Below are 19285 nucleotides of genomic sequence, written 5' to 3'. Positions count from 1 at the left end.
CGACATTCAGCCGTGGCTCGATGGTCCGGTCGGGTGGTAACGAAGCGCACTGTATGTGGTGTAATCGGGGCAAAAGAACCATCGCGCCGCGCTCATCCGCGGCGCTAGACTGGCACTCACGTATCCGGAGTGCCAGCCGACCCGTCGGGGCGGCCACTGACCCGACGGGAGGTGCAGCTATGGCTCTCGACGATCGTAAGTTGGATGTCCTGCGCGCCATCGTCGAGGACTACGTGGCGACGCAGGAACCGGTGGGTAGCAAGGCCCTCGTCGAGCGGCACAACCTGCGGGTCTCTCCGGCCACGGTCCGCAACGACATGGCCGTGCTGGAGGAGGAGGGCTACATCCGCCAGCCGCACACCAGCGCCGGCCGGGTGCCCACCGACCGTGGTTACCGCCTCTTCGTCGACCGGCTCAGCCGGGTCAAGCCGCTGTCGCCGGCCGAGCGCCGTGCGATCGAGCGGTTCATGTTCGGCGCGGTCGACCTCGACGACGTCGTGCACCGCACCGTACGCCTCCTGGCGCAGCTCACCCGACAGGTCGCCATCGTGCAGTACCCGAGCCTGTCGCGCTCGCGGGTGCGCCACCTCGAACTCGTGCCGTTGTCGACCACCCGGCTCATGCTGGTGATGATCGCCGACACCGGGCGCGTCGACCAGCGTCTCGTGGAGTTGCCCGATACGCTCGGTGCCGACGACGTCGCCGATCTGCGTCGCACGATCAACGAAAAGCTCAACGGAAGCCTGCTCACCGACACCCCGCCCCTCGTCGAGCAGTTGCGGGACGAGGTGCCGCGGCTGCTGCGACCGGCGATGACCGCCCTGTCCACCGTGCTGCTGGAGACGCTCGTGGAGCGCAAGGAGGAGCGCATCGCGCTCGCCGGCACCGCCAACCTGGCGCGGGGCCTGGTGGACTTCCAGGGCGCGCTGCGGCCCATCCTCGAGGCGCTCGAGGAGGAGGTCGTGCTCCTCAAGCTGTTCGGTGAGGTCGAGCCGAGCGGCACCCGGGTGCTCATCGGTGACGAGAACGAGATCGAGGACCTCCGGGGCACCTCCGTGGTGAGCACCGGGTACGGGCCGGGCACGATTGTCGTGGGCGGCATGGGTGTGCTGGGGCCGACCCGGATGGACTACCCCGGCACGATCGCGGCGGTACGTGCGGTGGCACGCTACGTTGGCGATCTGCTCGCACAGAGTTGATACAGCTGATCCAGAAGGCGCAAAGAGCGAGGGCATAAGGACGCACGTGGCCAACAAGGACTACTACGGGATCCTGGGTGTACGTCGGGACGCCTCCGCCGACGAGATCAAGCGCGCCTACCGGAAGCTGGCGCGCGAGTACCACCCGGACGTGAATCCGGACCCGGCGGCGCAGGAGAAGTTCAAGGACATCAACGCCGCGTACGAGGTGCTGTCCGACCCGGCGAAGCGGGAGATCGTGGATCTCGGCGGGGACCCCCTCGCTCCCGGTGGCGGCGCCCCCGGCCCCGGCGCGGGCGGCCCGTTCGTCGGTTTCCAGGACATCATGGACGCGTTCTTCGGCACCTCCGCCGCCCGCGGGCCGCGTCCCCGGGTACGGCCCGGCGCGGACGCGATCCTGCGGCTGGAGCTGGATCTGCAGGAGACCGCCTTCGGCGTGGAGACGCCGATCACCGTCGACACGGCGGTGCTGTGCACCACCTGCTCCGGCGCGGGGACCGCGCCCGGCACCCACCCCACCACCTGCGACGTCTGCGGCGGCCGCGGCGAGGTGCAGTCGGTGCAGCGCACGTTCCTCGGTCAGGTCGTGTCCGCCCGGCCGTGCGCGGCCTGCCAGGGGTACGGCACGATCATCCCGCACCCCTGCCAGACCTGCGGTGGCGACGGCCGCGTCCGCACCCGGCGCACGCTGACCGTCAAGATCCCGGCCGGCGTCGAGGACGGCATGCGGATCCGGCTGGCCCAGCAGGGCGAGGTCGGGCCCGGCGGTGGACCGCCCGGTGACCTGTACGTGGAGATCCACGAGCGGCCGCACGACGTGTACTCGCGCAAGGGCGACGACCTGCACTGCCGCGTGACCGTGCCGATGACGGCGGCCGCGCTCGGCACCCGGCTGACCATCAAGACGCTCGACGGCGAGGAGAACGTCGACGTCAAGGCCGGTACCCAGCCGGGCGCCACGCTCCGGATCCGCGCCAAGGGCGTGCCGCACCTGCGCGGCGCCGGCCGTGGCGACCTGTTCGTGCACCTCGACGTGCGGACGCCGACCAAGCTCGACCCCGAGCAGGAGCGCATCCTGCGCGAGTTCGCGCGCTCCCGGGGCGAGGAGGTCGCCGAACTGTCCAAGCAGGGCGGCTTCTTCTCGCGGATGCGCGACGCCTTCAACGGACACGCGTGAGCTTTCCGCTCTTCCTCGTCGACGCGCTGCCGGACGGTGACGAGTTCCGGCTCGACGGCCCCGAGGGGCACCACGCCGCGACGGTCCAACGGCTGCGCGTCGGGGAGGAGCTCCTGCTCGGCGATGGTCGCGGCGGCACGGCCAGCGCGACCGTCACGACCGTCGGCCGCGGCGTCCTCGACGTGACGATCACCGGCCGCGGGTACGTTCCACCGCCCGCGCCCCGGCTCGTCGTCGCGCAGGGCATCGCCAAGGGGGACCGGGGCGAGCTGGCCGTGCAGGCGATGACCGAGGTCGGCGTCGACGGGATCGTGCCGTGGGCGGCCGCGCGCTCGGTCGCCCGCTGGAAGGACGACCGACCGTTGCAGCGCTGGCGGGCCACCGTCCGCGAGGCGGCCAAGCAGGCTCGCCGTCCGTGGGTACCGGAGGTGTCCGCGCCGCTGAGCACCGCGGCGCTGGCCCGCCGTCCGGGGCCGACTCTGGTGCTGCACGAGGAGGCGGAGACCCCGCTGTCAAAGGTCGACCTGCCGGCGGACGGCGAGCTGACGCTCGTCGTGGGGCCCGAGGGTGGCGTCGCGCCCGAGGAGTTGGCCGCGCTGGTGGCGGCCGGCGCGGTCGCGGTCCGGCTCGGGCCGGAGGTGCTGCGTACGTCGACGGCCGGCGTGGCCGCGCTCGCCGCGCTGTCGGTGCGGCTCGGCCGTTGGTGATCCGCTCTTCGGCGATCTTGGACACCTGGCGGGGTTATTGGCCCGCTAAGTGTCCAAGATCCAGGGAACTAACGCAGGTAAGAGGCCCCGTTGAGGTCCAGGACCGCGCCGCTGGCCCACTCCGCCTCGGGTGAGGCGAGGTAGCGCACCGCGGCCGCGATCTCGTCGGGCTGCGCGACCCGGTTGAACGGGCTCTGCGCCCGGATCTCGTCGCCGCGCGGCGACTTCAGATGCTCATTGGTCATGTCGGTCTCGACGAAGCCGGGCGCCACGGCCGTCACCGCGATGCCGTGCGGCCCGAGAGCCCGGGCCAGGGACTGCGTCAGGGAGTTCAGGCCGGCCTTGCTCGCCCCGTACGCGGGCTGCCCGGGCTCGCCGCGGAACGCCCCGCGCGACGACACGTTGACGATCCGACCGCCGCGGCGCATGTGCCGGAGCGCGCACCAGGCCACGTTGGCCGGGCCGACCAGGTTGACCGCGAGCGTGTGCCGCCAGGCCTCCTGCCACTCTTCGTACGCCGTCTCCGTGATCGGGTGGCGGGGGAACACGGCGGCGTTGTTGACGACGACGTCCAGGCCGCCGAAGGCGTCGGCGGCCTCGTCGACGAAGCGCCGGACGGCTTCCGGGTCGGCGACGTCACCGGAGACCACGAGGTGGCCGGTGCCGGGCAGCTCGGCGCGGAGCCGCTCGGCCAGGTCGGCCGAGGCGCGGTGGTGGATGGCCACCCGGTCGCCGTGTTCCGCGAAGGCCCGGACCACGGCCCGGCCGATGCCGCGCGAGCCACCTGTCACCAGCACTGATCTCATGGCCCGCCACGGTAGGCGACCGGCCGGGGGTGGTTCAGCCGGGGTGCACCTGTACGAGCATGCCGGTGTCGCGGCACGCGACCCAGACGTCGTCGCCCACGACGGCGACCGGGCCGGGCAGGCCGCACACGTCGAGCGAGGCGACCGCGGCATTGGTCGTCGGGTCGATCTTCGACAGCCGGTTGTCGGTGGGGCTGGTCACCCAGACCGCGTCCGTGGTCACGGCGATGCCGGAGGTCTGGTGGCCGAGGTTGGCGACCCGGGTCGTCTCGCGGCCGGCCGTCGGGTCGATCCGGCTGACCCCCTCGTCGTGGGTAACCCAGGCCGCGCTGAAGCCGAACACGATGGCCGCCGGGTGCGGACCGGTCTTGACCTGGGTGGTGACCTGCCCGGAGGCGGGGTCGAGGCGCCACACCGACTGGCTGGTGCCCAGCGTGTCCGGCATCCAGATCGCGCCCCCGGCGACGGCACCGTCACCACCGGCCGGCCCCGGCAGGCCCACCGTACGGGAGACCCGACCGGCGCGCGGGTCGACCACGCGGGCCCGCGCGTCCGACTGGCTGAACACCCACAGGTCGCGGTCGATCTGGGCGAACGAGACCGGGGCGGGGCCGACCTTGACCGTCGCCAGGATCCGGCCGGAGCCGAGGTCGAGGCGGGTCACGGTGCCGCCGGCGCTGTCGGCGACCCACACGCCTTCCGGGCTGACGGTGACGCCGTCGGGGTGACCGCCGAGCTTGACCGTGCGGATCACCTGGCCGATCGTGGTGTCGACCTGGCTGACCGCGCCGCCGGCACCGGCGACCCAGAGGTACCGGCCGTCGAACGCCATCGCGTTCGCCCCGTCGGCTACCGGGAGCGTCTCGACGATGGTGCCCACCGACCCGTGCGCGCTCCGGGTCTGGGAGGTGACCGGATGTGCATCAGAACTGTCCGGCGCACATGCGGCGACCATGGCCAGCAGGGCGACGGATAAGGCGGGGCGGACCTTCACCGGGACAGGTCTACCGGCACGCGGGCCTATTCACAAGAGTCTTGTTCACCAGTTCTTTACCGGCCGTGCGGGTGCACATGCATAACGGTGTATCCCTCCAGCGTGAACAAGTACGCACGGGGTAAATCGCGTGAGCCGTCGTCGGGATCGCCCGATACCATGGAGTACCCAGACAGCTTCAGGCGCGGCGTGCCAGCAACGCGCCGCAGAGCGCGAGAGCAGGTGTCGTAAGGCCCGTAGGCCGACCTATGACGCAGATTCCTTCCCCCGCGGTGAGCGGTGCGCCCGCCGAGCATCTGCGGGCGCAGACGAAGATCACGGTCGAGGACCCGCACACGATGGTCCGGTTGCTCGGCACCCGTGACGAGCTGCTCCGCCTGGTCGAACGCTCAGTCGCAAGTGACGTGCACGTGCGGGGAAACGAGATCACCATTACGGGTGCCCCTGCCGACAACGCGCTGGCCGAGCGCATCTTCGCGGAGCTGCTCGAGCTGATCGAGAAAGGCGAGACACTGACCGCTGACGCTGTTCGGCGGACCGTAGGCATGCTGGAAGAGGGCACCGCCGAACGACCCGCCGAGGTTCTCACACTCAACATCCTGTCCCGACGCGGTCGTACGATCCGGCCCAAGACCCTGGGCCAGAAGCGCTACGTCGACGCGATAGACCAGCACACGATCGTCTTCGGCATCGGCCCGGCCGGCACCGGTAAGACCTACCTGGCGATGGCGAAGGCTGTGCAGTCGCTCCAGGCCAAGCAGGTCAACCGGATCATTCTGACCCGCCCCGCCGTGGAGGCGGGGGAGCGGCTGGGCTTCCTGCCGGGGACGCTCTACGAGAAGATCGACCCGTACCTGCGCCCGCTCTACGACGCGCTGCACGACATGATCGACCCCGAGTCGATCCCGCGGCTGATGCAGGCGGGCACGATCGAGGTGGCGCCGCTGGCGTACATGCGCGGCCGTACGCTCAACGACGCGTTCATCATCCTCGACGAGGCGCAGAACACGACGCCCGAGCAGATGAAGATGTTCCTGACCCGGCTCGGCTTCGGTTCCAAGATCGTGGTGACCGGTGACGTCACCCAGGTCGACCTGCCCGGCGGCACCACGAGCGGCCTGCGGGTCGTCCGCGACATCCTCGAGGGCCTCGAGGACGTGCACTTCGCCCAGCTGGGCAGCACCGACGTGGTGCGCCACCGGCTGGTCACCGACATCGTCGACGCGTACGCGCGTTACGACGCCGCCCAGCAGGCTGACGGTAATGTCCACGCCGTGCCCAACCGCGCTGCTCAAGGCCGCTCCGGCCGGCGACGCTGAACCCTTGAGGTCGAATGTCCATCGAGATCGCCAACGAGTCCGGAGTCGAGGTCGACTCCGACGAAATCCTCGCCGTCGCGCGGCACGCGCTCGACGAGATGGGTGTCAACCCGCTCGCCGAGCTGTCGATCCTGCTCGTCGACGTGGAGTACATGACCGAGCTCAACCATCGGTGGATGGACGGTGAGGGGCCGACCGACGTGCTCGCCTTCCCGATGGACGAGGGGAGCGTCGACCACGGCCCCGGCGAGTCGGGCAACGAGCCGGCGCTGCTCGGCGACATCGTCCTCTGCCCGGAGGTCGCCGCCAGGCAGGCGTCCGGGGCCGGGCACAGCACCGCGGACGAACTGGCGCTGCTGACCGTGCACGGCGCGCTGCACCTTCTCGGGTACGACCACGCCGAGCCGGACGAGGAGCGCGAGATGTTCGGACTCCAGGCCCGGCTGCTCGAAAGCTGGCGCGCCGCCGGGAAACAGTGATGCATCCGGTCACTCTCGTCGTCACCGCGGTGTGCCTGGTGGTGCTGGCGGGCATCTTCGCGATGACCGACGCCGCCCTCGGCGCCGTGTCGCCGGCGCGGGCGGCCGAGATGGCGCGCGAGGGTGTCCGGGGTGCCCGCACTCTCCACGCGGTCGCCTCCGACGCGCCGCGCCACATCAACCTGCTCCTCCTGCTGCGACTGGCCTGTGAGCTGACCGCCACCACGATCGTCGCGCTGGTGCTGGCCCACGAGCTGGGGCCCGGCTGGCGCGCGGCGCTCATCACCGCCGGCTCCATGACGCTGGTCAGCTACGTCGTGGTCGGGGTGGGGCCACGGACGATCGGCCGGCAGCACGCGTACCGGGTGGGCCGGATCACCGCGCCGCTGGTGCGCTGGCTGGGGCGGGCGCTCGGTCCGCTCGCCTCGCTGCTGATCGGCATCGGCAACCTGGTCACGCCGGGTCGCGGATACCGGGAGGGTCCGTTCGCGACCACCGTGGAGCTGCGTGAGCTGGTCGACCTCGCCGAGCAGCGGGGCGTGGTGGAGCACGGCGAACGCGAGATGATCCACTCGGTGTTCGAACTGGGCCATACGATCGCGCGCGAGGTCATGGTGCCGCGTACCGAGATGGTGTGGATCGAGTCGCACAAGACGCTGCGCCAGGCCCTGGCGCTGGCGATGCGCAGCGGCTTCTCCCGCATGCCGGTGATCGGCGAGAACGTCGACGACGTCCTGGGCATCGTCTACCTCAAGGATCTCGTGCGGCGCACCGCCGGCAGCGACCCGGCGGCGGCCGAGCGGCCGGTCTCCGAGGTGATGCGCGGCGCGACGTACGTGCCCGAGTCCAAGCCGGTCGACGACCTGCTGCGCGAGATGCAGTCCGCGCGCACCCACATCGCCGTCGTGGTCGACGAGTACGGCGGCACCGCGGGCCTCGTCACGATCGAGGACATCCTCGAGGAGATCGTCGGCGAGATCACCGACGAGTACGACGTGGCCGAGCGCCCGCCGGTCGAGCGCCTGCCGGACGGCGCCATCCGGGTCACCGCCCGGCTACCGATCGAGGACCTGGGCGAGCTGTTCGACACCGAACTGCCGACCGACGAGGTGGAGACGGTCGCCGGCCTGCTCGCGCAGGCGCTGGGCCGGGTGCCGATCCCGGGTTCGGGCGCCGACGTGGCGGGCCTGCGGCTGATCGCGGAGGGCACGACCGGCCGCCGGAACCGGATCGATACGGTGCTCGTACGCCGCATCGAGGACGCAGACCGGGCGGCGGAGCCGGATCGACACGAGGAGAGGCAGCCAGCCGATGTCTGAACAGCTCACCCCCGAGGACGCCAAGCTGGTCACGCTCGCCCGAGCGGCGCGGGCGCGCACCGGGGCCGTTGAAGGCGCGGCCGTACGCGACGGCGACGGCCGCACGTACGCCGCGGCGAGCATCGTCCTGCCGTCGCTCACGCTCACGGCGCTCCAGCTCGCGGTGGCCAACGCGGTGTCGGCCGGGGCGGCCAAGCTGGAGGCGGCGGCCGTGGTCACCGAGGCGTCCACGCTCGACGGCGCCGGACTCGCTACAGTGCGTGATCTGGCCGTGGATGCGCCGGTCTACCTCGCCGCCCCCGACGGCACCGTGCTCGGCGCCGTCACCGAGTAGCGGCCGTCACCGAGTAGCGGAGGAAGAGTGAGCGAGTACCGTGCGGGCTTCGCCTGCTTCGTGGGGCGGCCGAACGCCGGTAAGTCCACGCTGACCAACGCGCTGGTCGGCCAGAAGATCGCCATCACGTCCAACCGGCCGCAGACCACCCGGCACGTCGTCCGCGGCGTGGTGCACCGCCCGGACTCCCAGCTCGTCCTGGTCGACACGCCGGGGCTGCACCGGCCGCGCACGCTGCTCGGTGAGCGGCTCAACGACCTCGTACGGGAGACGTGGAGCGAGGTCGACGTGATCGGCCTGTGCCTGCCGGCGAACGAGGAGATCGGCCGGGGCGACCGGTTCATCGCCGGCGAGATCGGCTCGCTCAAGGCGACCGTCATCGCCGTTGTCACCAAGATCGACCTGGTCGACCGGGCGCGGCTCGCGCGTCAGCTGGCGCAGGTCGGCGAGCTGGGGGAGTTCGCCGAGATCGTGCCGGTCAGCGCGGTCTCCGGTGAGCAGGTCGATGTCCTCACCGACGTGATGGCGCGCTACCTGCCCGAGTCGCCGCAGCTCTACCCCGATCACATGATCACTGACGAGCCGGAGCACGTGCTCATGGCCGAGATGATCCGGGAGTCGGCCCTCGAAGGCGTCCGTGAGGAGCTGCCGCACTCCATCGCGGTGCTGGTGGAGGAGGTGATCCCGGAGGAACGGGTCACCAAGGTGTACGCCGACATCTACGTGGAGCGCCCGAGCCAGAAGGCGATCGTGATCGGCGCGGGCGGCGGCCGGCTCAAGGAGGTCGGCAGCCGGGCCCGGGCCCAGATCGAGGAGCTGCTGGGCGCCCGGGTCTATCTGGACCTGCACGTACGGGTGGCCAAGGACTGGCAGCGCGACCCGAAACAGCTGCGCAAGCTGGGCTTTTAAGGTGACCGGGCGACCGATGGTGATTTTGGACGTACGGCCCTGAGGCCCGCCGAAGCGTACCTGCCGGTACGCGGACCGCAGCGGGCAGACTCGCGGTCGTGGATGGATATCGAATCCATGCAGGGGAATATTACGAGGAAAACAGCCCGCAGGCCGCCATAAAGGCCGACGGCGAACAGATCAGTCGAGGGGCGATAGTCCGGACATTTGCCGTTGTCGGGGGCGTCGGCGTCGGCGTTCTGATCTTCGCCGCGGTCGCCGGTGAGCCGTCGGCGCTCTACAACGTCGGTCACGTGATCCGGTCGGTGGCCGTCGCGATGTTCTTCGCGGCGGGACTGGCCCGGATGGCGCGGTGGCGCCTGACCGGCGAGGGGACGGCCGCCTTCGACGGCGCGGCGCTCGTCGTCTTCGGCAGCCTCGGCTTTCCCCGTGACCTCGCCGCGGAGCTCATCTACCGCACGGAGTTCGCGGTGGAGCTGACCCCGCTGACCCGGCTGGTCGCGACGGGCGCGACGATCGCCCTGCTCTGCCTGGCCGTGCGGGCGCCGGCGGTGGACGCCGGGCTCCGGCCCTGGTTCGTCTCCGGGGTGGTCCTCGCGCCCGCGCTGTCGCTCGACGTCGTCTTCGTCTGCCTGCATCAGTTCGCTCAACTGGACCTGGATCCGCCGGCCGGCATGGCGGTGCTGGTGGAGCTCGGGATGGCCGCTGCGTGGAGCGCGGTCGCGATCAGCCACCTGCGCACGTGTACGGACCGGCAGCGGCCCGTACACGGGTGGACCGCCGCCTGGGTCGGGCTGGTGGCCGCCGCGGGCGTCACCCGCGCCGTTTCCGTCCTCGCCGGGCAGGCGTGGTTGACCTGTGCCGCGACGCTGCAGGTGGGCGCGGCGGCCATCGCCCTCGGGGGTGCGGCCAGGGGGTTGTTCGAGGTGTTCGTCACCGAAGGCAACCGGCTCCGGTCGGTCACCAGCGCGCTGCGCGAGACCGAGGACCACCTGAACGCCGAGAAGCGGCGACGCGAGGAGCAGGTGCACGACCTGCGCTCCGCTGTCGCCGCGCTACGCGCCGCCACCGGCACACTCGACCGGTACGATGGGCGGCTCGACCACGGCCGGCGCCATGACCTGCTCAAAGCCATCGTTGACGAGCTCGGTCGGCTCCAGTACCTCGTCGAGGCGGACAGCGGGAAGCCGATCGTGGAGTTCACGCTCGCGGAGGCCCTGGCGCCCGTCATCACCACCGAGAGGGAGAACGGGCTGGTGATCGAGCCGACCCTGACGCCCGTCCGCGGGTACGGCCGTCCGGCGGACCTCGCGACCGTCGTGCAGCAACTGCTGGTCAACACCCGCCGGTACGCACCCGGCAGCGACGTGGCGATCCGCTCCTGGCGGTCCGGATCGGACCTGTGCCTACTGGTGGAGGACCGGGGGCCCGGGGTGCCCGTCCTGGAACGGGAGGCGGTGTTCGCGCGCGGCGCCCGGGGCGCCGGCAGCGAGGTCACTCCGGGAGCCGGCCTCGGACTGTACGTCGCCCGCCGGCTGATGGCCGAACAGGGCGGCACGATCGAGGTACACGGCCGGCGCGGCGGCGGTGCGAGGTTCTTCCTGACCTTGCCGGTGGCGCCCAGCGAGCGCCTGACCACGGCAGCGGGCGCGGAGAGCGGGCGCCGATGACCGCTCGCGTCGTCATCGTGGAGGACCATGCGCTGCTCGCGCAGAGCCTCGGGCTGGCGCTGCGGGCCGAGGGGCTCACCGTGGAGATCGCCCAACTGGACAGCCGGGAGCGCCTGCTGGCCCAGGTCGCAGCCGGCCCACCCGCCCTCGTGCTCCTCGACCTCGATCTCGGCCGGCGCCTGGGTGACGGTACCGATCTCATCGGCCCGCTGGTCGACGCCGGCAACGTGGTACTGGTCGTCAGCGGCATCGCCGACCGCTACCGGCTCGCGGCGACGGTCGAGGCCGGGGCGGTGGGTTTCGTCCACAAGTCCGCGCCCTTCGAGACGCTCCTCGACCGCGCCCTGGTCGCTGCGGCGGGGCAGCCCGTGCTGGCCCCCGGCGAGCGCGACGACCTGCTCACCGAGCTGCGCCGGTACCGATCGGAGCAGGCGCGGCTGCTCATACCCCTGCAGCGGCTGTCGGAGCGCGAGCGCAACGTCCTGGTGGCGCTGGGTGAGGGCAAGTCCGTCGAGGCGATCGCCCGCGAGCGCTTCGTGTCCGAGGCCACCGTGCGCACGCAGGTGCGCGCCGTACTCACCAAGCTCGACGTCAAGTCGCAGCTGGCCGCCGTGGCGAAGGCGCGCACCGCCGGCTGGCTGTAGGTACCCGTCCGCCGGGACGGTCTTCTCCTCCGGGCGGCCGGTTTTTCTGTCGTGCCAACGGTTTCTCTCCGCCCTCCCGCCGCCCGCACGGGCCCGGTTCATCAATATTGACGATGAGCCGGGTCCTGGGCCAGCGCCACGCTTCCCCCTGCGGCGGTCCGTCGCCGTACCTCCACCTCGCGCACACCGTTCCGCGGTGGCGGGGTGTGATCCATGGGAGAAGGAGAACCGTGAACAAGAAGCTGGTCAAGGCAGCGCTCGCCGGGGTGGCGGCGATCGGCCTCATCGGTGGCGGCAGCACCCTCGCCGCGTGGTCGGACTTCGGCACCATCAACAACAACTCGATCGGTGCGGGCTTCCTCAAGCTCGACCTGAACGACCAGACCGGTACCACGGGTGCGGTGCCGATCAGCTGGGGCAAGCTCGCTCCGGGCATGACTGGCCAGCGCATGATCTGGATCGCCAGCAACGACGGCCAGTCCGTGCCTGACGGCAACCTTTCGATCACCATCAGCAACCTGCAGAACCAGGAGAACGGCTGCAGCAGCAACTCCGAGGTGGTCGCCGACCCGACCTGCGGCGACCCCAACGACAAGGGCGAGCTGTCGCACATCCTGAACGTCCAGAGCTCGTACTACCCGGAGGTCAAGGACTCCAAGACCTGCGCCACGTACCCGGGGCAGGGCGGCTACAACGCGTTCTGGGCGAGCAACCAGGGCGACCTCGACACCGCCAACGGGAAGACGTACACGCTCAAGGAGCCCAACAGCAACTCCCCGCTGGTGCTGTCTCCCGGTGAGGGCGTCTGCATCGGCCTGTCGGCGTACTGGCCGCACGACCCGAGCAACCAGGTGTCCGGCGCGAACGCCAACGACAACGTCGCGCAGGGCGACTCGCTGTCGTTCGACATCCGCTTCGACCTGTCCCAGGTCTGACGCATCGGTGGGCGGGGCCGGTCCGGCCCCGCCCACCGCGCTGACGTGCCCGTCGACCACGGAGGAAGCCCGAGAGGGTCCGATGACGAAGAAGCTGCAGATCGCCGCCCGGTGGGGCGTGCGTACCCTCCTGTTCGCCTTTCTCGGCGCGGTCCTGGCCGCGTTGGCGGTCGTGGCGGTGCTGCCGCGAGCTGTCCACGGCGCGGCGCTGACCGTGCTCACCGGCAGCATGACCCCGACGATCCAGCCCGGCTCGGTGGTGGTCATCCGCCCGGTGGACGCGGGCACGCTGCGGATCGGTGACGTGGTGACCTACCAGCGGACCGCGGGTAAGGCCGAGTACGTCACCCACCGGATCGTGGCGGTCAACGAGCAGACCACCCCGGTCACCTTCACCACCAAGGGCGACGCCAACCGGGGCGCCGACATCGACCCGGTACCGTCGACCGCGATCCGTGGCAAGGTGTGGTTCCACGTCCCCTACCTCGGTTTCGTCCGGAACTCGGTCGGCAATCGCTCGACGGTGCTGTCCGTGGCCGTCGCCGGTCTGATCGGGTACGCGCTGTTCCAGCTCGTCGGCGCCTGGCGCGACCGGCGGGCCGCGGCCAACCGGCCGGCAGCCGACGGCGCGCGGGCGCAAGCTCAGGTCGGGGGCGGCGTTGTCTAGGTACACGCTGGTGGTCGCCGGGGCCTGCTGCCTCGTCGCCGGTTCGCTGCTTCCGATGGGAGTGGCGGCGGCCGGCGGTTACTCCGGCGGCTTCGCCGACTCCGTCACCCTGCGCGGCAACACGGTGACCGCACAGGCCTGGAGTTCGCTGCGGGAGCCACCCGAGATCTGCGAAGGCAGGCGGTACCCCACGGTCATCACCGGTACGAAGCACGCGGAGACCCTCACCGGCGGGCCGGAGAACGACCTGATCGTCGGGCTGGGCGCCGCTACCGTGCTGCGCGGTGGCGCCGGCGACGACTGCATCGTGGCGGGCCCCGGCGTCGAACGGATCGACGGCGGACCGGGCCACGACGTGTGCGTCGTCAGCGCCGCGACGACCGCCGTCACCGGATGCGAGGTGACGCTCCGCCTCTACGCGCGGCACGTCGCGGGTCTGGCGCCCGCACCACAGCCCGCCCCGGCGCCCGTGGCCCGGTCGGTGGTCGGCAGCACACCGGTACCAGCGCCGTCCGGAGGGGCTCCGTCGAATGCGCCGTCAGCGGTGCCGCCGGCCGCCTCATCAACGGCCCCGGTGCCCCCACCGGGTCCGGCCGCGACACAGAGCACGGCGCCGGTAGCGCAGCCCTCCGACCCGCCCGCCGCCACCGGCGCGCTCCCCAACGAGCAGAACGGTCCGACGCCATGAACGTGCCGCGTCCGCTGTTCGCCGCGTTCGTCCTCGTCGCGGCGGGGGTCGTCGGGCCCGGTGTCGCCGCCGGTACCGCTGCGGCGGCGTCCAGCCACCTGATCGTCGAAACGCCCCGCGACCTCGCCGGGCGGCCGCGAGCGGCGCTGCTGGAGACCACGGGGTTCGCGCCCGGGCGGTCGGACGCCGGCACGGTGGCGGTGCGCAACGACTCCGACGCGCCGGCCCGGCTGACCATCACCGCGACCGACGTGCGCGACGACGACAACGGCTGCACCCGCGCCGAGCGGCTCGTCGACAACGGCTGCGGTCCCGGTCAGGGTGAGCTCGGCTCCGAGGTCGTCGTCTCCCTCGACGTCGCCCGTGACTCCGCCGGCCCGTACACGCCGATCTGGCAGGGCGCGTTCGCCAGTCTCCGGCGCGGCGTGGTCGCCGGCGCCCTGCTCGCCGCCCATGAACGGCGCGTCCTGCGCCTGGCGGTCCGGCTGCCGATCCAGTCCGGCAACGAAACCCAGACCGACCGGCTCGGATTCACCCTCGACCTGACTCTCGAGGGTGACTTCGGCACGGAGACCGGGACGGTGCCCGGCTCACCGCTCGGCGGCGGACCGAACTGGCTGCCCGTCACCGGCCTGCCCGCGGCCGTGCTGCTCGCGTTGTCCGCCGGGGTCGGCCTGCTGCTGGCAGGGGTCGGCCTGTTCGTCGCCGGTCGGTGGCGGGGCGTCAGGCTCACGCACGTCGACCCTTCTCACGGGTGATCAGGCCGGCTTCTCACGGGTGATCAGGCCGGCGCCGCTACCCCAAGATCGGCGGAACCAGGCAGGATGGTCTGGTGACCGGTTTCCGTGGCAAGCTCACCCGCGACGAAGCGGTGGTGCTGCGCGTGCAGAAGCTGGGTGAGTCGGACCGGATCGTCACGCTGCTGACCCGGCGCCACGGCCGGATCCGCGCGGTCGCGAAGGGAGTACGGCGTACCTCGTCGCGGTTCGGCGCCCGCCTGGAGCCGTTCGGTCACATCGACGTGCAGTGGATCGAGGGGCGCAGCCTGCACGTCATCAGCCAGGTGGAGGGGCTGGACCTGTACGGCAAGCGGCTGGTGGGCGACTACTCCCGCTACACCGTCGCCAGCGCGATCGCCGAGACCGCCGAGCGGCTCACCCCGGTCGAGCACGACCCGTCGCTGCGGCTGTACCTGCTGACGATCGGCGCGCTGCGGACCCTGGCCGACGGTTCGCACCCGACGTCGCTGGTGCTCGACGCGTACCTGCTGCGGGCCGCCGCGATCGCCGGGTGGGCCCCGGCGCTGCGGGAGTGCGCCGTCTGCGGCACCAAGGGCGAGCACCGGGCGTTCTCCGTACCGGCGGGGGGCTGTGTCTGCCCCGACTGCCGCCCGCCCGGCGCCGCCCGCCCCGCGCCGGCCACGCTCGCGCTGATGACGGCTCTCACCGAGGGGGACTGGGAGGTCGCCGATGCGAGCGACCCCGGCCCGCGCAAGGAGGCCAGCGGCCTGGTCGCCGCGCATCTGCAGTGGCATCTCGAGCGCGGGCTACGCTCGCTGCCATTGGTCGAACGCTGAGAGGACCCGCGTGATTCGCCGCAGCACCGCCTACCGCCCCCCGTCACCGCACCCGTCCGGGGCGCGCCCGCCGGCCCTGCCGCCGGAGGTCGTGCCGCAGCACGTGGCGATCATCATGGACGGCAACGGACGGTGGGCCAAGCAGCGGGGCCTGCCGCGCACGGCGGGCCACACCGCCGGCGAGGCGGCGCTCTTCGACGTGATCGAGGGCGCGCTGGAGATGGGCATCAAGTACGTCAGTGCGTACGCGTTCTCGACGGAGAACTGGAAGCGCTCGCCTGACGAGGTGCGCTTCCTCATGAACTTCAACCGCGACGTCATCCACCGGCGGCGCGACGAGTTCCACGAGATGGGCATCCGGGTGCGCTGGGCGGGGCGCCGGCCCCGGCTGTGGCGCAGCGTGATCAGCGAGCTGGAGTACGCCGAGCAGCTGACCCGCCACAACACCGCGCTGACGTTCACCATGTGCGTCAACTACGGCGGACGGGCCGAGATCGCCGATGCGGCGGCGAAGCTGGCCGAGGACGTGGCGGCGGGCCGGCTCAAGCCCGACAAGATCAACGAGAAGGTCTTCGCGCGCTACCTCGACGAGCCTGACCTGCCCGAGGTGGACCTGCTCGTCCGCTCCTCCGGCGAGCAGCGCATCTCCAACTTCATGATCTGGCAGACCGCGTACGCGGAGTTCGTCTCGCTCGACACCCTGTGGCCCGATTTCGACCGCCGCCACCTCTGGTACGCCTGTGAGCTGTACGCGCAGCGGGACCGCCGCTACGGCGGCGCCCTGCCCAACCCGGTGTCCCCGGAGGCGGCGTCGCTGGCCACCTGACCGGTCACAGCAGCGGCCGGAACGCGCCGCTGACGACGCTGGCCCCGATCGCGACCGCGCCGACGCCGAGCGCGCCGGCGATCAGCGCCACGTCGGCGAGCCCGAACCGCTGAGGCCGGGCGACCGACCGGGGCACACCCGTGTCGAAGCCGCGGGCGTCCATCGCGGTCGCGAGCCGGGTACCGCGCCGGATCGCCCCGACGAGCAGCGCGAACGCCGTCGAGGCGAACAGCCGCAGCCGGGCGATCGGGTTACGTCCGGCGTCGATCCCGCGGGCCCGCCGGGCCAGCGTCAGCAGTTCCCACTCGTCGGCCAGCAGCGGGATCATGCGGAACGCCGCCAGCGCGCCGATCGCGAAGCGCGGCGGTACGCGTACCTGTTGGATGAGCGAGTCGGCCAGGTCGGTCGGGTCGGTGGTGGCGAACACGACGAGCCCGGGCAGCGCCACGGCGACGAGTCGCAGGGCCAGGCCGGCTGCTGCGACGAGGGTGTCGCCGGTGACGGCCAGCGGCCCGACGTGCAGCAGCGCCGTGCCGGCTCGGTGGGTGGTGAAGACCAGTGTGAACCCGAACACCGCCACCGCACTCACCAGGAGCGGCCAGCACCTGCGGGCCAGGACCCGGTACCGGACGCCGAACAGCGGCGTACCAGCGAGCTCGAGCCCGATCGCGACCGCCGGGGCCACCGGGTCGACCGATGCCAGCAGCGCGAACGCGAGCAGCACGCCGGCCGCGACCTTCGCGGTGGGGTTGCGCCGGGCCAAGGGAGCGTCGGTGTCGGCGAGGGGTTCCGCGAGCCTCATGCCGGCTTCCCCTCCGTGATCCTGAAGGATTTTCCGTGTTGGAGCACGGAAAATCCTTCAGGATCATGAGACAGGAGCACGTGCCGGTCGGCGACGGCGTCGACCAGGTCGCCGTCGTGGGTGACCGTCACGATGGCACGGCCGGCGTCGCGCAGCTCGGCCAGCAGATCGACCAGCTCCCGCCAGGTGCGCAGGTCCTGGCCGAAGGTCGGCTCGTCGAACACGAGCACCTCCGGCGCGGTCGCCAGCGCCGTCGCGACGGACAGGCGCCGCTGTTCGCCGCCGGAGAGGGTGTACGGGTTCGCGGCGGCCAGCCGGTCCAGGCGCAGCCGGGCGAGCAGCTCGTCGACGATCGGCACCGGGTCCCGGCCGACCCGCCGTGGGCCGAGGGCCAGCTCGTCGCGTACCCGGTTGGTGACGAACTGGTGCTCGGGGTTCTGGAATACCGAGCCGATCCGGCGGGCGAGCGTGGCGGCCCGCCACCGGTGCGGCGGCACGGCCGGGTCGGCGGCTGCCACGACCCGCCCGCCGGTCGGCCGCAGCAGCCCGCCGAGCAGCAGGGCGAGGGTCGACTTGCCGGAGCCGTTGGCGCCGAGGACGGCGAGCACCTCACCCCGGCGTACCTCCACGTCCACACCGGACAGCGCGGCCCGGTCGGCTCCGGGGTGCCGCCGGGTCAGCCCCTGCCCGGACAGCGCGACCTCGCCGGGTGCGCGTCCCGCCCGCCGCTGCGACGGCGCGACGCCGGGTACCCACACGCCCTGTGCCGCGAGCGCGGCGCCGTGCTCGGCGAACACCGTCTCCGGTACGCCGTCGGCCACCACCCCGCCGCCGGGGGACAGGACCACCACCCGGTCCACAAGGGGCACGACGTCGGCGACGCGGTGTTCGACGAGGACCACCGTGGTGTCCAGGGTGGCGAGCACCTCGCGGACCTGCGCCGCGCCGGCCGGGTCGAGGTTGGCGGTCGGCTCGTCGAGCAGCAGCAGCCCGGGGGCGAGCGCGAGGACGCCGGCGAGGGCCAGCCGTTGCTGCTCGCCGCCGGACAGTGCGCCGGTGTGCCGGTCGCGCCCGTACGGGAACCCGACGCGCGTCAGCGCCGCGTCGACCCGGGGCCAGATCTCGGCCGGCGGTACGCCCCGGTTCTCCAGGCCGAACGCGACGTCGTCGCCGGCGCGGGCCATCACGAGCTGGGTCTGCGGGTCCTGGAACACGATGCCGACCCGGTCGCGGGCCGCTCGGGCATCCCGACCGTCGACGGTGACGTGGCCTTCCTGCTCGCCGGAGTCCTGAGGCAGTAGACCGGCGGCCGCGGCGAGCAGGGTGCTCTTGCCCGCCCCGGAGGGGCCGAGCAGGAGCACCCGCTCACCGTGCTCGACGCGCAGGTCGACGCCGCGTACCGCCCAGGCCTTGCGCCCGGCGTGGCGCCAGCCGAAGCCGCGAAGCTCTAACGTGCTCAGACCGTCGCCCGTTCGCGTCCGGAGGGGAAGCGGTCCAGCGCGCCGGCCTGGGCGAGGGCCTTGGTCAGCGCCCAGCCGCCACCGCCCGCGATCACCAGTGAGCTCAGCGCGGCGAGCGCGACGTAAGGCAGTCGGAAGCTCGCCCACGAGTATCCGGGGTAGAACGCGAACGCGTCGAAGATGCCGGCCGCGGCGCCGGCCGCAGCCCCGGCGATCAGCGAGGTGACCAGGCCGAACGAGCGGTACAGCAGCACCAGGAACACGATCTCGGCGCCGAGCCCCTCCAGGAGCCCCTCCGGGACGACCGTGGCGCCCCAGGCGTTGCCCAGCAGCGCGGAGATGACGGCCGCGACCAGTTCGGTGTAGATGGCGGCACCCGGCTTGCGGATGACGAGCGCGCCGAGCACGGCGGGGACCAGCCAGACGCCGTACAGGATGGCCTGGCCGGGCAGCGGGATGGCCTTGAACGGGCCGTTGTAGAGCAGGTCCCAGGCCCAGAAGACGACGCCGAAGGCGACGGCGATGACCGACGCGACGACGATGTCGACGGTGCGCCACCGGAAATTCATTGAGATACCTCCCAGTTCAAACTCGCGAACCAGGAGAAGACGCACGCCATGCCCGCCGCCCGGCGGGCATGGCGCTACGCGGAGTCTGACCGAGCTTCCTGCGCTGGCATTACCCAGATCAGGTTCAAGGGTCTGCGGCGTGGCCGCACTCTCAGCGCTGTGCGCTCCCCTGTCGGATGTGAAGTTGTGGCATAGACGTTAGCAG

The 19285-nt window shown here is 71.9% G+C and carries 21 protein-coding genes and 1 riboswitch; of the genes, 16 read left to right on the top strand and 5 right to left on the bottom strand.

Translation table 11 applies throughout. The features are described from left to right. Nucleotides 1–179: 179 nt before the first annotated feature. From hrcA to HC031_RS15435, 3 genes are read left to right on the top strand one after another with little or no spacing between them, the layout of a single operon-like run. Complete coding sequence (hrcA, locus tag HC031_RS15445; protein WP_167925989.1) at nucleotides 180–1199, top strand: heat-inducible transcriptional repressor HrcA; 1020 nt, start codon at nucleotides 180–182, stop codon at nucleotides 1197–1199. 46 nt (nucleotides 1200–1245) lie between these two features. Continuing rightward, nucleotides 1246–2376: a molecular chaperone DnaJ gene (dnaJ, locus tag HC031_RS15440; RefSeq protein WP_420813639.1), complete on the top strand. Its 1131-nt coding sequence runs from the start codon at nucleotides 1246–1248 to the stop codon at nucleotides 2374–2376. After that, nucleotides 2373–3083: a 16S rRNA (uracil(1498)-N(3))-methyltransferase gene (locus HC031_RS15435; RefSeq protein WP_167925988.1), complete on the top strand. Its 711-nt coding sequence runs from the start codon at nucleotides 2373–2375 to the stop codon at nucleotides 3081–3083. The genes dnaJ and HC031_RS15435 overlap by 4 nt, the downstream gene beginning before the upstream one ends. A gap of 68 nt (nucleotides 3084–3151) precedes the next feature. Here the strand turns inward: HC031_RS15435 and HC031_RS15430 are convergent, their stop codons facing one another. Next, entirely contained in the window at nucleotides 3152–3889 is a 738-nt protein-coding gene (locus tag HC031_RS15430) for an SDR family NAD(P)-dependent oxidoreductase (RefSeq protein ID WP_167925987.1), read from the bottom strand. Nucleotides 3890–3923: 34 nt separating this feature from the next. Further along, nucleotides 3924–4883 (bottom strand): YncE family protein, encoded by a 960-nt coding sequence (locus tag HC031_RS15425; protein ID WP_167925986.1) that lies wholly within the window; start codon nucleotides 4881–4883, stop codon nucleotides 3924–3926. Nucleotides 4884–5131: 248 nt separating this feature from the next. Between HC031_RS15425 and HC031_RS15420 the strand changes: the two genes are divergently transcribed. The 13 genes from HC031_RS15420 (at nucleotide 5132) to HC031_RS15360 (ending at nucleotide 16249) form a co-directional block, all read left to right on the top strand. Next, entirely contained in the window at nucleotides 5132–6202 is a 1071-nt protein-coding gene (locus HC031_RS15420; protein ID WP_205862768.1) for a PhoH family protein, read from the top strand. 14 nt (nucleotides 6203–6216) lie between these two features. Beyond that, nucleotides 6217–6681, top strand: a complete 465-nt coding sequence (gene ybeY / locus HC031_RS15415) for an rRNA maturation RNase YbeY (protein WP_167925985.1) — start codon at nucleotides 6217–6219, stop codon at nucleotides 6679–6681. Then, complete coding sequence (locus HC031_RS15410; RefSeq protein WP_167925984.1) at nucleotides 6681–8000, top strand: hemolysin family protein; 1320 nt, start codon at nucleotides 6681–6683, stop codon at nucleotides 7998–8000. The genes ybeY and HC031_RS15410 overlap by 1 nt, the downstream gene beginning before the upstream one ends. Beyond that, nucleotides 7993–8334 (top strand): cytidine deaminase, encoded by a 342-nt coding sequence (locus tag HC031_RS15405; protein ID WP_167925983.1) that lies wholly within the window; start codon nucleotides 7993–7995, stop codon nucleotides 8332–8334. The genes HC031_RS15410 and HC031_RS15405 overlap by 8 nt, the downstream gene beginning before the upstream one ends. Before the next feature lie 27 nt (nucleotides 8335–8361). Further along, entirely contained in the window at nucleotides 8362–9243 is an 882-nt protein-coding gene (era, locus tag HC031_RS15400; RefSeq protein WP_167925982.1) for a GTPase Era, read from the top strand. Between the two features lie 98 nt (nucleotides 9244–9341). Further along, nucleotides 9342–10913: an ATP-binding protein gene (locus HC031_RS34390; RefSeq protein ID WP_167925981.1), complete on the top strand. Its 1572-nt coding sequence runs from the start codon at nucleotides 9342–9344 to the stop codon at nucleotides 10911–10913. Further along, entirely contained in the window at nucleotides 10910–11557 is a 648-nt protein-coding gene (locus HC031_RS15390; RefSeq protein ID WP_167925980.1) for a response regulator transcription factor, read from the top strand. Before HC031_RS34390 ends, HC031_RS15390 begins: the two co-directional genes overlap by 4 nt. A gap of 230 nt (nucleotides 11558–11787) precedes the next feature. Beyond that, a complete protein-coding gene (locus HC031_RS15385) occupies nucleotides 11788–12492 on the top strand; it encodes a SipW-dependent-type signal peptide-containing protein (RefSeq protein WP_167925979.1) in 705 nt (234 codons plus the stop codon). Nucleotides 12493–12574: 82 nt separating this feature from the next. Beyond that, nucleotides 12575–13159 (top strand): signal peptidase I, encoded by a 585-nt coding sequence (locus tag HC031_RS15380; RefSeq protein WP_167925978.1) that lies wholly within the window; start codon nucleotides 12575–12577, stop codon nucleotides 13157–13159. Continuing rightward, on the top strand, nucleotides 13152–13847 hold the full coding sequence (locus HC031_RS15375) for a calcium-binding protein (RefSeq protein WP_167925977.1): 696 nt from the start codon (nucleotides 13152–13154) through the stop codon (nucleotides 13845–13847). The genes HC031_RS15380 and HC031_RS15375 overlap by 8 nt, the downstream gene beginning before the upstream one ends. Continuing rightward, the gene (locus tag HC031_RS15370) at nucleotides 13844–14605 is read left to right on the top strand and encodes a hypothetical protein (protein ID WP_167925976.1); all 762 of its coding nucleotides are present in this window, start codon (nucleotides 13844–13846) and stop codon (nucleotides 14603–14605) included. The genes HC031_RS15375 and HC031_RS15370 overlap by 4 nt, the downstream gene beginning before the upstream one ends. 71 nt (nucleotides 14606–14676) lie before the next feature. Next, a complete protein-coding gene (gene recO, locus HC031_RS15365; RefSeq protein WP_205862794.1) occupies nucleotides 14677–15423 on the top strand; it encodes a DNA repair protein RecO in 747 nt (248 codons plus the stop codon). Between the two features lie 13 nt (nucleotides 15424–15436). Beyond that, a complete protein-coding gene (locus HC031_RS15360; protein ID WP_338090680.1) occupies nucleotides 15437–16249 on the top strand; it encodes an isoprenyl transferase in 813 nt (270 codons plus the stop codon). A 4-nt stretch (nucleotides 16250–16253) separates the two neighbouring features. Here the strand turns inward: HC031_RS15360 and HC031_RS15355 are convergent, their stop codons facing one another. The 3 genes from HC031_RS15355 to HC031_RS15345 are packed head-to-tail and all read right to left on the bottom strand — an operon-like array spanning nucleotide 16254 to nucleotide 19080. Beyond that, nucleotides 16254–17051: an energy-coupling factor transporter transmembrane component T family protein gene (locus HC031_RS15355; RefSeq protein WP_167925973.1), complete on the bottom strand. Its 798-nt coding sequence runs from the start codon at nucleotides 17049–17051 to the stop codon at nucleotides 16254–16256. Next, nucleotides 17048–18511 (bottom strand): ABC transporter ATP-binding protein, encoded by a 1464-nt coding sequence (locus HC031_RS15350; protein ID WP_167926034.1) that lies wholly within the window; start codon nucleotides 18509–18511, stop codon nucleotides 17048–17050. Before HC031_RS15350 ends, HC031_RS15355 begins: the two co-directional genes overlap by 4 nt. Continuing rightward, on the bottom strand, nucleotides 18508–19080 hold the full coding sequence (locus HC031_RS15345; protein ID WP_167925972.1) for an ECF transporter S component: 573 nt from the start codon (nucleotides 19078–19080) through the stop codon (nucleotides 18508–18510). The genes HC031_RS15350 and HC031_RS15345 overlap by 4 nt, the downstream gene beginning before the upstream one ends. A 77-nt stretch (nucleotides 19081–19157) precedes the next feature. Then, nucleotides 19158–19261: riboswitch (TPP riboswitch) on the bottom strand. Nucleotides 19262–19285: the final 24 nt, after the last annotated feature.

The sequence above is a fragment of the Planosporangium thailandense genome (assembly GCF_011947195.1).
In the GTDB taxonomy this organism is placed as follows: domain Bacteria; phylum Actinomycetota; class Actinomycetes; order Mycobacteriales; family Micromonosporaceae; genus Planosporangium; species Planosporangium thailandense.
This window is presented reverse-complemented; position numbering and strand designations above follow the sequence as displayed.